This window comes from Enterococcus sp. LJL99, from assembly GCF_054871725.1.
The window spans coordinates 153436-166708 of record NZ_JBTXLT010000005.1 but is presented as its reverse complement, the minus strand read 5'-3'; the positions used below and the strand labels follow the sequence as shown (position 1 = coordinate 166708).

The 13273-nt window shown below is 35.5% G+C and carries 10 protein-coding genes and 1 pseudogene; 5 read left to right on the top strand and 6 right to left on the bottom strand.

Annotated elements, in window-relative coordinates; genetic code table 11:
* The first annotated feature begins 141 nt into the window (after positions 1 to 141).
* Positions 142 to 603, top strand: coding sequence for a large conductance mechanosensitive channel protein MscL (gene mscL / locus ACYSNW_RS09530; protein ID WP_461744255.1), 462 nt, complete (start codon positions 142 to 144; stop codon positions 601 to 603).
* Positions 604 to 680: 77 nt separating this feature from the next.
* Here mscL and ACYSNW_RS09525 read toward each other — a convergent pair whose 3' ends face one another.
* From ACYSNW_RS09525 to treR, 4 genes are all read right to left on the bottom strand, one after another.
* Complete coding sequence (locus ACYSNW_RS09525) at positions 681 to 2102, bottom strand: cryptochrome/photolyase family protein (protein ID WP_461744254.1); 1422 nt, start codon at positions 2100 to 2102, stop codon at positions 681 to 683.
* 155 nt (positions 2103 to 2257) lie between these two features.
* Complete coding sequence (locus ACYSNW_RS09520) at positions 2258 to 2707, bottom strand: GNAT family N-acetyltransferase (protein WP_461744253.1); 450 nt, start codon at positions 2705 to 2707, stop codon at positions 2258 to 2260.
* Between the two features lie 134 nt (positions 2708 to 2841).
* Positions 2842 to 4083, bottom strand: a complete 1242-nt coding sequence (locus tag ACYSNW_RS09515) for a dicarboxylate/amino acid:cation symporter (protein WP_461744252.1) — start codon at positions 4081 to 4083, stop codon at positions 2842 to 2844.
* A 303-nt stretch (positions 4084 to 4386) separates the two neighbouring features.
* On the bottom strand, positions 4387 to 5109 hold the full coding sequence (gene treR, locus ACYSNW_RS09510) for a trehalose operon repressor (RefSeq protein ID WP_461744251.1): 723 nt from the start codon (positions 5107 to 5109) through the stop codon (positions 4387 to 4389).
* Between the two features lie 200 nt (positions 5110 to 5309).
* Between treR and ACYSNW_RS09505 the strand changes: the two genes are divergently transcribed.
* On the top strand, positions 5310 to 8021 hold the full coding sequence (locus ACYSNW_RS09505; RefSeq protein WP_461744250.1) for a glycoside hydrolase family 65 protein: 2712 nt from the start codon (positions 5310 to 5312) through the stop codon (positions 8019 to 8021).
* Positions 8022 to 8046: 25 nt separating this feature from the next.
* Positions 8047 to 8697: a beta-phosphoglucomutase gene (gene pgmB / locus ACYSNW_RS09500; protein WP_461744249.1), complete on the top strand. Its 651-nt coding sequence runs from the start codon at positions 8047 to 8049 to the stop codon at positions 8695 to 8697.
* 48 nt (positions 8698 to 8745) lie between these two features.
* Here the strand turns inward: pgmB and ACYSNW_RS09495 are convergent, their stop codons facing one another.
* On the bottom strand, positions 8746 to 10038 hold the full coding sequence (locus ACYSNW_RS09495; protein ID WP_461744248.1) for an LPXTG cell wall anchor domain-containing protein: 1293 nt from the start codon (positions 10036 to 10038) through the stop codon (positions 8746 to 8748).
* Positions 10039 to 10284: 246 nt separating this feature from the next.
* On the opposite strand from ACYSNW_RS09495, the pseudogene ACYSNW_RS09490 reads away from it, so the two are divergent.
* Positions 10285 to 10476: pseudogene (locus tag ACYSNW_RS09490) on the top strand (protein adenylyltransferase Fic); the annotation flags it as partial.
* 132 nt (positions 10477 to 10608) lie between these two features.
* On the opposite strand, the gene ACYSNW_RS09485 reads toward ACYSNW_RS09490, so the two are convergent.
* Positions 10609 to 12039, bottom strand: coding sequence for an amidohydrolase (locus ACYSNW_RS09485; protein WP_461744247.1), 1431 nt, complete (start codon positions 12037 to 12039; stop codon positions 10609 to 10611).
* Positions 12040 to 12363: 324 nt separating this feature from the next.
* On the opposite strand from ACYSNW_RS09485, the gene ACYSNW_RS09480 reads away from it, so the two are divergent.
* A complete protein-coding gene (locus ACYSNW_RS09480) occupies positions 12364 to 13137 on the top strand; it encodes a DeoR family transcriptional regulator (RefSeq protein ID WP_461744246.1) in 774 nt (257 codons plus the stop codon).
* Positions 13138 to 13273 lie beyond the last annotated feature (136 nt).

Below are 13273 nucleotides of genomic sequence, written 5' to 3'. Positions count from 1 at the left end.
CTAATCTAAAAGCTTTTTTAAGAATTGCTCTATCTTTTTAATTATAGCACAGCAAACTACTCTTTCCTTTATGTAAGAGCCTTTCATTTTAAATTTTATTGAATTTTCTATATACTATTTTTATAGAGAGGAGGAAAAAATATGATCAAAGAATTTAAAAACTTTATCATGCGCGGAAGTGTTTTAGATTTAGCTGTTGGGGTCGTTATTGGGAGTGCCTTCACGGCAATTGTCTCAAAAGTAGTGGAGGGATTGATTACTCCTCTTATTAGTTTGATTTTTGTTTTAACAATCAATAAACAAAGTGCCGACGATGCGTTAGGAAGTTTAGTCTTTTCTTTTAAAGGCGTCGAATTTAGATTTGGCGACGTGATTAGTGCAATTGTAACCTTTTTAATTACTGCGTTTGTTTTATTTTTAATTGTTAAAGCTGCAAACAAATTCCAAAACAAAAATAAAGAAGAAGAACCAGAAAAGCCAGCCGCACCGACTGCAGAAGAATATCTTGAACAAATTCGTGATTTATTAGCCGCTCAAAATTCTGAACATACTAATGTTGAAAAATCAGAATCAGCGACCACTAAGTCAGTGGACCCGAAATAAAAATTCTATTAGAAAAATAAATAAGCTGCGGACAAAATCCTTTAGGTACAAAAGATTTTGTCCGCAGCTTATTTATTTTAATACTCGGCCCGTTCTTTAAAAAAAGTCAGAATTTTTTGTCGTTGCTTGCTATGATCTACCAGTGGAGAAGGGTAATCTTTTCCAATGACACAACTTGTCGATTTTTGCAGTTCTTGATTCATTTTACTTGGAAAATGAATATATTTATTTGGTACCTTTTCTAACTCTGGCACAAATTGACGAATAAAAAAGCCTTGTTTATCAAACTTTTCACTTTGGTTGATTGGATTAAAAATCCGAAAATAAGGTACTGCATCGGTTCCTGTCGAAGCTGCCCACTGCCAGCCACCAATATTACTAGCTGCATCATAATCAATCAACTTTTCTTGAAAATATTTTTCTCCTTCACGCCAATCGATCAATAAGTCTTTCGTTAAAAAGGAAGCCACGACCATTCGCAAGCGATTGTGCATCCAGCCAGTTTGATTCAATTGCCGCATCGCTGCATCTACTAATGGATACCCTGTTTGTCCTGTTTTCCAAGCTGTTAGTTTTTTTTGATCATAACTCCAAGATAAGCCACGATATTTTTCTTTAATTTCTTGATTCTTTTGATCAGGATTTTCAAAATAAATCATATTGTAAAAATCCCGCCAACAAAGTTCAGAAATAAAGGTTTGACGTCCATCTGAATCTGGCTCAGCCATTACCGCGTGCCACACTTTGCGAATCGATAGTTCACCTGTTCGTAAAAATCTAGATAACCTACTTGTATAATTTTTGGCGGGATAATCGCGATTTTTTTGATAGTCATGGAGTTGATGCTCAATAAATGTTTTAAGATACTTTTCAGCTTCCTGCTCCCCACATAAATAATCAAAGGGAAGCGTCAGTTGATCCGTCATCGTTTGAAATTGTTTTTGCCCTTGAATAAATAATTCATGGGTCAATTTTGCAAAACTGACAGATGCATCATCTCCAGCTTTATATTTTCGTTTAGGTAATTCTGACCACTTTTTAAAGTACGGCGTAAATACTTTATACGCTTCACCATCTGACTTTTTGACTTCTTCGACACCATGAAGATGACTATCTTGAAAACTAGAAATTTGAATGCCATTTTCTTTAAAAAAAGTACTAGCCAATTCATCTCTTTGTTTGCCATATCCACGTTCATCTTGATTAAAATAAATATGATCCCATTCTGGATAAGCTTTTTTTAATGCCGAAAAACTTTCAATGACCTCTCCATACAAAAAATGGATGGTTCGATTTTTCGCTTCCGCTGCTTGCTGAAACGTCTGCAAACTTAGAAAAAAAGCATTCTGGTTAAAACTATTCTCTAAAAACTGCGCTGGATTTAATTGAAATAAACAAATCAGTTCTTCTGATGATTTGCGTTCTTCTAATAGATGACGAAATGCTGTATTGTCTTCAAATCTAAGATCTTTTCGGAACCACATAACGGTCTTACTCATGATACCCCTCCCTAATTGACTGACCCTTCTTTGATGGTACCATATAGCATACATCCAAGTAATTATAATGCTTTGTAACAGTGATTTATGTCAAAAAATGTCTAAAAGACTCAAAAGCTTGAGAACAAATAGAAAAACTTTTCAAACCCCATTTCCTATAAACTTTCAGCACTTGCTTTTTTCATATCGATATGAGGGATATCATCCTCTAAATAAATATCCGAGATTGGTTTAAACCCAAACGAACCATAAAAATCGACTAAATGAGCTTGAGCTCCAATCACAATGTCTCGGTTAGGATAACAATCTGCAGTGACTTTTAACGTATTCTCAACTAAGCGATTCCCTAATTTTTGCCCACGGTAATGGGGATGAATAAGTACTCGACCAAATGTCACCGTTCCATCAGCTTTCGGATAAATTCGAGTATAACCAACAATATCTGTACCTTCCTGTAACCAAGTATGAATAGCAGTTTCATCGTAATCATCTACTTCTTGATAAAAACAAGTTTGTTCTACAACAAATACTGCTATTCTTAATTTGACTAATTCATAAAATTCTTTAGTCGTTAAATCTGAGAACTCTTTTACAAAATATTCCATTTGCATCCCTCTTTTCCTCTTTTATTATGACTAATAACTGACTAATTAACAATAAAAAGAATCGAATGATCAATGCTTATTCAAAGAAAAAGATGCACCAAAAGGAAAGACCTTTGCTGCATCTGCTAAAACAATTATTCACTAACTTTTGCTTGTAACCAATTTTTTCCTTCCACGATTCGACTAACTAGCATCGCACACACAGTATTTCCTGTCGAATTTAAAAGGGTTGCTGGAATATCAATTAATGTACTAATCACGGCGATTACAGGAATCATCTCCATTGGAAAACCAAATAATGAAACAATCAGTAACTCGGCTGTCAAACCGCCACTTGGAATCGAACCAATCACAATCCCCACTAAAATAGAAACACCAATAACAATCCACATTTGCGAGAAACTATGATAATCTTTATTAAACATTGTAAATAAGAAAATGATCTTCAACATTCCACCAACCACTGAGCCATCTTTATGCGTATTCGCACCCAATGGAATCACCGTTTCAGCAATATCATCAGGAACCCCCATTTTTTTCGTCGCAATCAAATTCACTGGAATACTGGCCGCACTACTAGATGTTCCCATCGCAGTCAACGCTGGTGCCATGATATTTTTCCAAAATACTTGTACACCCTTTTTCCCACCTGCAATAAACGCATAAAAACTAAAAACTCCAAAGAAATAAATAACGGTAATTACTAAATAAAGCAACAGCGAGTTGATATAGCCACCTAAAATTTGAGTGCCTAAACTGCCAATCGTGTAAGCAAAATAGCTTCCCAAACCAAGTGGTGCTACTTTCATCAACAATTCAACTAATTTCATAATTACTTCATTTGCCGATTTCAATAAATTCGCTAACGGTTCGGCTGGTTTTCCAACTAAGGTAATTGCAACACCAAAGAACAATGAAAAAATAATCAACGGCAATAAATTCGCTTTATCAAACAATTTCAAGAAATCATCTACTGTGAAGGTTTGAACGATAACTTCACCAAAACTTCTTTTTTCTGGTTGCGTCACTTCCCCCATCAATTGTTTCATCCCACTTGTATCCATACCTTCAAAAGGGTTGTAGATTGATACTACAAAATACGAAACGAATGCAATAACAACAGCAGTCATGAAAAAGACCAGTAATGTAGTGATCAATATTTTTCCTAATCGCTGAATTTCTTTTGTTCCAATGATGGCATTCGTTAAGCTAAGAAAAACCAACGGAACAATCAAAACAAACATAGCGTTTAGGAAAATATCCCCAATCGGTTTCAAATAAATCGTCACATCACTGAAGAAAATCCCAATCAAACCACCAATCAATACACCTAACAACAGATAGATTGACCCTTTATTATTTTTAATAATCTCCATAAAAAACTCCTTCTATACAATCAATCAATACTTTTAATGATAGTAAAATAAATACTTAGTAACAGATAACTATTTTACAGGAAAAAAACGATAAAAAAAAGCATAGAATCAAAGTATTTACTTAAATATTGGCAAAAAAATAATTCTCTTTCACGTCGACACTTTTGACTAAACCTTTTTAGAACGAACTTAAACAATTATTTTACAAAAAAAAACGCAAAATTTGCGAAAACTAATTCCTGTTTTCTTAAATCTTGCGCTTATTTTGTAATAATCTCATTTGATTCATCTGCTGGCGAAATCCTAACTTTCTTTCGCTTTTCTACGTCTAGCAAAATCAACGAATTTAAATTTATCTAATCGATGTCTTGATTCTGTATATTCGAAACAGCGCGTATCTTCTAAGCTGACTACACTTCTTACAACCACAACATGCGTATCTCTATCTAAATCCATCAACTTTTGGTCTTCAAAGGTAATTGGTTCTACTGTAATCTCTTTTTGAGCATAGCTAATCGCTAAATTTAAATCATTTTCAAAATAATCATAAATCGAATCAGCTGCTCTGTCTTTTGGTAATTCTTCAATGATTTCTTTTAATAAGTAATCAATATCAACAATTACCACTTCGCCATCGATTTCACGTTGGCGAACTAAACGCCAAACTGCAGCACCTTCCTGCCAGCCAGTCAAAAACGATAACGAGCTGTTGACTTGCTCTTCTTTTAACTCAACAACTTTCGTGACGCTCTTCATATGTTGTGCTTCTTGTAATTCTTTATAGCTGATTACACCTGAAATCGGCAAATCAAATTTTCTAATATTTAAAACAATCGAACCTTTACCTTGTTTTTTTTGAATATATCCTGCATTGATCAAAAGGTTCAACGCTTTTCTAACTGTTTCTCTTGAAACTCCATGTTGCTCCACTAATTGATTTTCACTTGGCAACAGCGTTCCTGGTTGATAGGTACCATCCAATATATCTTTTTCAAGATTTAAAAAAATCTCGTGAAATTTATTCATCTCTTTTCCCCCACAATTGACTATTCAAAGAAATCATAGCACACTCTTTCACAAAAATATAGACGCTTTCATCGCTATTAAAATAGATTTAAGAAACCTTTTTCTCGAATCATTCTCTTGTATTTCTCAACTATTCGTACTATACTAAATACAACGAACATGTCTATACAAGTTGAAAAAAATTATAAAGGAGCCTTTTTATGACTTATTTACTATTAACACTCCATCCAACCCACCTAAATGTAACTAACTTAACAGCTGAACAAACGCCTTTAAGCGAGCAATCTTTCGCCTTTTCTGATTTTGAGCTACCTAAAAGTATCCAACCATTAGCCGAAACAATTACCGCTACCTTTACTGACATTAATGGCGCAGTCCTCTCAAAGATTCCTTCAGAATTTTATACTGAAAATTCTAAAGTCACTGAACTAAATGGCTCCCACGCAGAATTTAGCAAACTTTTGTCAGAAGCTTTGAATATACCAGTTATTGATGAAAATTGGTCTAAAAATACGACGGACCTTGAAACAGCATTCCAACAACAAGAACAATATACAACATGGAATCTTGATTACTACGGCTATCATCCTGGTAAAGAGGAATATTCCGTTGAGTCTTTATTAACGATTGGAAATGGCTTTATGGGCCTTCGCGGTACCTTGCCTGAAATGATGATTTCTAAAGAAAATTATCCTGCAACTTATATTGCTGGTTTATACAATAAGGAAGAATCAACTGTTGCTGGGCAAATTGTTGAAAATGAAGATTTTGTCAATACCCCAAACAGTCAATATATCAGTATCAAAGTGGCAGATAGCGCTGATTGGTTACGAGTGGAAGAAGCAAAAGTTCATCACCTTCACCGTCGTTTAGAGTTGAAAACAGGTCTATTTTCTTCTGAAATGATTATTGAAGATAATCAAAAGCACTTAATCAAACTCACAACGTTGAAACTTGTGAATATGGCAAAAATGAATAACTATAGTATTAAATACATGATAGAACCACTGAATTTTTCTAAGAAAATTGCTCTAAAAACAGCTTCAGATGGCTCTGTGTACAATTTCAATGTAGAACGTTATCGAAATCTGACGGCCAAACATTTTCATGTAACAGCTTTAAAAGCGCAAGAAAATGAAGCAACCATTGAAATGATGACGAATCAATCCAAAATCGCCGTACGACAAAAAGCTCAAATAGCTGGCGATTTCTTTGCCCCAGATCAAATTCAAACAAACATTGGTTCTGAAAAAATCGAACAAGTGATTGAATTTGAAGCAACTGAAGGTCACGTTTATACGTTTGAAAAACATGTACAAGTAACAGCTTCTATCGCTACTGAAAGTTGGAATACTCCTGCTCCAATCCCAACTTCTTTTGAATCCGAGCTTGCTGAAAGTAAACGAGCATGGCAAAAATTATGGGAAAAAGCCGATATAGCTGTATCTGGGGATATGATGTCGCAAAAACTATTGCGTACGCATATTTATCATTTACTGGTTTCTGCTTCTCCTTATAGCAATCCGGAATTAGATGTTTCAATTACTGCACGTGGCTTACATGGTGAAGCCTATCGTGGGCACATTTTTTGGGACGAAATCTTTATTTTGCCGTTTTACATTATGCATTTTCCAGAAACAGCGAAGCAAATCTTAATGTATCGTTACAATCGCCTTGGTAAAGCCAAAGAAAATGCGCTTGAAAGCAATTATACAGGCGCCATGTATCCTTGGCAATCAGGTCTGGATGGTGGCGAAGAAACACAAAAACTTCATTTAAATCCATTGAATGGCGAATGGGGCGAAGATCATAGTATTTTACAACGTCATGTGTCGTTAGCGATTGCTTATAATGTTTGGATGTACTGGAATAATACAGACGATACTCACTTCATCAAAGAGTACGGAGCTGAAATGCTTTTAGAAATTGCGAATTTCTGGCGTAGTGCAACTACTTATGATGAAACAACTGGTCGCTACTTTATTGATAAAGTGATGGGACCTGATGAATTTCATGAAGCTTATCCAAACAGTGAAGTAGGTGGCTTAAAAAATAATGCATATACCAACTTAATGGTCGTTTGGCTATTCGAAGAAATTCAACAAGTGCTCTCATTATTAAGTACGCAAGAAAAAGAACAATTGATGAAAAAAACGGGGATTACAGAAGAAAATTTAGCTGAAATGGATCAAATCAGTCACCTATTATCGATTGAAGTCAATGATGAAGGAATTATTGCTCAATACGAAGGGTATTTTGATTTAAAAGAAATCGATTGGGATGCAGCTAGAGAAAAATATGGTAATATTTATCGTATGGACCGTATTTTAAAAGCGGATGGAAAATCGCCTGATGATTATAAAGTATCTAAGCAAGCAGATACATTAATGCTATTTTATAATTTAAATAAGGAACGGATCGATCGAATCTTAGCTGAGTTAGGTTATGATTTACCTAGTAATTATCTTGAAAAAAATCTACTTTATTACTTAAACAGAACCTCTCATGGTTCAACACTTTCTCGTATTGTTCATGCCCAACTAGCTGAACAAGTTGCTTTCCATGACTTATCTTGGACATTATATCAAGAAGCGTTACATTCAGATTATCAAGATATTCAAGGTGGAACCACAGCAGAAGGCATTCATACTGGGGTAATGGCTTCTACTATTTATGTAACCTTAACAACTTATGCAGGCATCGATCTAAAAACGGACGTTCTTTCGGTTACACCTAATTTACCTGAACATTGGACGGATCTTGCTTTCACCACTGAACATAGAGGGGTTCATTTTACGATCAACATGAGCAAAACAACGGTTGATGTAACAGCTTCAAAGGCAACAAGAATTACCGTTTCAGGTACCACTTATACACTTGAAAAAGGAAAAACAACAACCATTAACTATTAAAAATAGAAAGTAGAGGACTCGGTTTATGAAAAAAGGATTTGTATTTGATTTAGATGGTGTGATTACCGATACTGCAAAATTTCATTATCTTGCTTGGAAAGAATTAGCTGCTGAATTGGGTATCAGCATCGATGAGGCATTTAATGAAACACTAAAAGGAATCAGTAGAATGGATTCATTGGACCGCATTTTAGCTCACGGAAATAGAGAAAATGATTTTTCATTGGTAGAAAAAGAAGCGTTAGCTAAACAAAAAAATGACGAATATGTCAAACTTTTAGCCGACCTTTCAGAAAAAGACCTATTACCTGGCGTGCATGATTTTTTAGTTCAAGCAAAAGCACACACTATTCCTTGTGCCGTTGCATCAGCTTCTAAAAACGCCCCAATGATTTTAGAAAAACTTGGCGTTTCAGACTTTTTTGGACATATCGTTGATCCTGAAACCTTGAAAAAAGGAAAACCTGATCCCGAAATCTTTATCCGAGCAGCTGAAAGTATTCATGTAGCACCAGAAGAAGCGATTGGTTTTGAAGATGCACAAGCAGGTGTTGAAGGAATCAAAAAAGCTGGTATGTACGCAGTAGGAATCTCAACTACTGAAACACTTGTTGGAGCAGATTTGCAAGTAAGTTCAATGACTGAATTAGATGTAGAAGAATTGATTAATCAATAATAGTAAAAATCCTGTAGCGGTCTGAATCGATCGTTACAGGATTTTTTATTATTTTCGTTTGAATACTAGCGTTTTTTTAGACCATCCAACTATAGTCAGTAGAATAATCGCGATTCCCGCAAATGAAATCGCCGCAGTATTTTTCTCGTTGGTAGCAGGTAAACTTTTTCCAGCTGGTTTTGTTGTGTCTGAACTTCCAGTAGTGTCCATAGTTTCTTCGGTGATTGTCACTTTTATACTCAGTGCATTTTCTTTTGTAGAAAACTCGTATCCTGGATATTTGTCAGTTAATTGCTTCATTACTGCGTCAGACCATTTATAGGTTACTGTCACTTCTGTTGTGCCAGCTTTTAACGCTGTCCACTTGCCAGTTTCATCAATAGAAATGAGTGATTCATCGCTATTTGTAATCACGAAAGTCCCGCTAGTATCTGTTATTCCTTCAAGTGGTTTTACTTTAATTTGTCCAACATCGCCTACTTTTCCTTCAATAGCAGTCAGATCAAAAACTGGGGTAATATCTATTGTCCCAACAGGAGTTACTTCAACTTGAATATTTTGAGCAATATCACGTGTTACCAAATCACTACCAGGATTTCTATCTTGGATTGCTTTTCTAGTTTCTTCTGAAAGCGTGTAGTCTAAAATCAAACTGGTTTTCCCAGCTTTTAAGGCTGTCCATTTCCCATTTTTATCAACAGAGATGATTCCTTGATCTTTTCCTTCTATGGTGTGCGCTTCAAATTTACCAGTTAAATTCGTCACTCCACCCATAGGAGCTACCGTAAATTGACCTGTATCGCCGATTTTTGCTATAATTGATCCTGGTTCAAATTTTGGCGTGATATCAACTGCTTCGTCATTTGCTTTAATCACCGTTACATTGATTTCTTGCGCCATTTCTTTTTTAACTAAATCATAATCAGGATATTTTTCCTGAATTTTTTTCATTGAAGCTTCATCCCACTCAATATCTACTGTTCCTTTTGTTTTACCTATACTCAATGCTTCCCAGTTTCCTTGGTCATTGATAGATACAATGGTTGAATCTGCTACACTTGTTTTAAATGTTGCTTTTAAGTCTGTCATTCCCTCAAAAGCTTTGACTTCCAATTTTCCTTTTGCGCCTACTTTTACATTATCAATTGTACTAAGTTCAAGCTCAGGGGTAATATCTATCGTTTTAGTCGATTCATTCACACGATTTTTTATTTCAGTCGTTAAACTCTCTGTTGTTGATTTTCCTTTGATAGCATTTTCCTCTTCAGCAAATGCTGTTGTAGAAACTGACACGACTGCCACCCCAGCTAAAATACCCAACACCAATTTATTCTTTTTCATCTTTACTCCTCCTATTGCTATTTCCCATCAACACTATTATCGTAGCAAACCCACTCTGATAAAACAACGTTTGTTTTATCAATAAAAGAAAGCTAGCTGATTGTTACTCTTGTTCATTGAAGGAACATCAATAACAGATAGCCGTGATTTTTAATGTGATTTAAACTACGCTATAATAATGTTAAATCATTAATAAGATAAAAATCACTAAACTAAACGTATCGACTCAAAAAATAGGAGGAACATATGTTAACTAATAAATTAGGTATTACAAATCAAGTTGAATTAGCTAAAGTAGAAGAAAAAATAAGTAAAACTAAGGCAAAAGCATTATATGATACAGGCGACATCAACCAATTAGAAATTGGAACTTATAAAGGACTAGCTGATATTCATCGCTATTTGTTTGACGATATTTATGATTTTACTGGCAAACTATGAACGGTAAATATCGTGGGTGAGACAAAAGTAAAGAACACTTTTGTTTTATCTCTTAAAACCGAACAAACGGTGGTGCAAAAGCAACTCCTTCGGAAATAACCGCTTTTGTTCCAACCTCTCCATTATCTTCTATTTCGGCATAACATCGGCTGGGATTGCTGATTGATATTTTTTCCCTCCGACAGTTACTTGGTGTTCGGCTTTCGCTTTTGCGACTAATTCTGGATTTGTTAGTAAATCATAGGCTGTCGTAGCGATTGTTTTCCCTGCAGCTAATAGACCTTTATGTGCAACGGAAGATTTTCCATTTGCGACCCATTGCCAAGAATGCGGTGGCGTTCCTTGTGGCTCACAGCCTACCAAAACTTGTGCAGTTGGACATACCCAGCTAACATCACCAACGTCAGTTGAACCTGATGTTGCGTCTGAGAAAAATAGTGGTCCGATTTGATCTAAAATAGGTAATTTCCCAAGTCGTTCAAGCTCGGCTTCACTAGCTGTTGGGAAATTTTGTTTTGCTTTCGCTACTAAACTGGCTTTCGTCGCCTCGTTTAAACTATCGTAATAGCGTTGACTGTATGCCTGATCTTCTTCTGTCAGCTCCAGAGAACCAAATTCTTTTAAATTTTCATACATAGCTGTCGTAACTTCTTTATTCGGTAAATAATCCGCACAAGCAGAATCAAAATCAATTTCTACTTCTGTTTCTGTCATCAATGCCGCACCTTCAGCAATTTTATTAACCCGTTCAAAGATTGCTTTTGCTTGTTCAATTTTTGGTGCGCGAATAAAGTAATGCAGTTTCGCTGTTGGTTGAACAACATTGGCTGACTCGCCACCAGCATCCAAAAATGCGTAATGAACACGCCCTTGATCAATAATGTGTTCACGTAAAAACTGTGTCCCAATATTCATCAATTCTGCAGCATCCAATGCACTTCTTCCTTGTTCAGGTGCCGCTGCTGCATGAGCTGAAATTCCTTTAAACGTATAATAAATTTGATAAACAGCTAAACTGCTTAATCCCCAAGCCATACTCATATCCATTGGATGCCACGTAAGTGCTACATCTAAACAATCAAATACACCATCACGCGCCATGTATGCTTTCCCATAGCCACTTTCTTCTGCTGGACAACCAAATAATTTAATCGTGCCCGTCAATCCGTCTTGCTCCATCAAATCTTTAATCCCAACTGCGCCAGCTAAAGCACCTGTTCCTAACAAATTATGTCCGCAACCATGACCGTTCCCGCCTACTTCTTCCGCTTTTTGTTCACCCAAATCAGCGACTTGACTCAAATTTCCTAATGCATCATATTCAGCCAAAATACCAATCACTGGGCTACCGCTACCATACGTTGCCACAAAAGAGTTTTCCATATTGGCAACGCCTCTTTCGATTGAAAAGCCTTCTTTAGCAAGAATCTCCAAAAATGGTTTCACTGATTCATCGGTCGCAAATCTCGTTTCTGGTGTGCCCCAAATACAATCTGCTGCTGCGATAAATTGTTCTTTTTTTGCATCGATTAACGATGCAATTTGTTGTTTTTTACTCATTATTTCAGCTCCTTTTTACTTTGTATCACACTAATTGTACCGTTATTCGTCCATAAATGACAAGAAGCAATTAAAATGACCTACCTCTTCGGACACGGTATAATTGATTTTAAGTGAGTCAAACGGGCAAATAACCTTTTTAAAACGGATAATTTAACATGCCATTGAGTTATTTTTATCATTTTAGCAAGATTTTTAGATTCCTTATAACTATCTGCCAAAAAACGACTCAAATGATCGTATAAACTGGTTGTTTTTTCTTAATAATCTTGTCTATACTAATAGTAATTTAGTCTGTGAATATATTTAAGATTGGAGGAAAGTATGAAAACAAGTCAAGGTGATGTTTTTAGAAGAAGGGAAAATTTGATTCACTTGTTAAAAGAGAATAATACCTTATCTGTCAATCAGTTAGCGGCTTATTTTAAAGTTGCTCCAGTAACAATCCGGAGGGATTTATTATTTTTAGAAAAGAAAAAACTAATCAATCGTTTTTATGGTGGAGCGCAATTGATTCTGGATCCGCCATTAAAACAGGTAAACACACAACAAGAACAAACATTTCCAGTAGCGCTATTGATTGACAAGCTAACACCATTTTTACAACCAGGTACGCAGCTTTTCGTCAGTAGTGGGCTTTTTTCAACTGAAATTATCTATGCCTTATCGTATTTCGATATCGCTATTTTGACCAATGATTCAGCAGCTATTTTTATTCATCACGCGCAGAAAAAAGCTCGGATTCATCTCAGTGGTGGTGAATTGGAAAAAAATACTAGTGCCCTTGTAGGAGATTTTGCGACCCATTCGTTCATTAAAATCGAAGCAGATCTATGTATTATTGAAGCGGCAGGTTTTAATACGCATGAAGTAACTACAAATACATTGAATGAATCCTTTGTTTACCGAACGATGCTTCAACATACAAAAGGCAAAAAGATCGTTTACACGCCATCGACTAATCTAGAAACAGTTAGTTCTTTTATGATTGACCGAACCTTTCTATTTGATCATTTATATACTGATGCGGAAATTTCGCCAGCCATTTTAACTCTTTATCAAACGCAACAAATTTCTGTGACTCCTCTAATAAAATAAATCTAGCTACGATTCTTCAATACAAGTATTTTCACGCGAGAAACTGTTCATAAAAATTTCTTCATGAACAGTTCTTTTCAATCTATTGTATTAGCCAATAAAATCCCTTATCCTTACATCGAAAGCGCTTAACAAA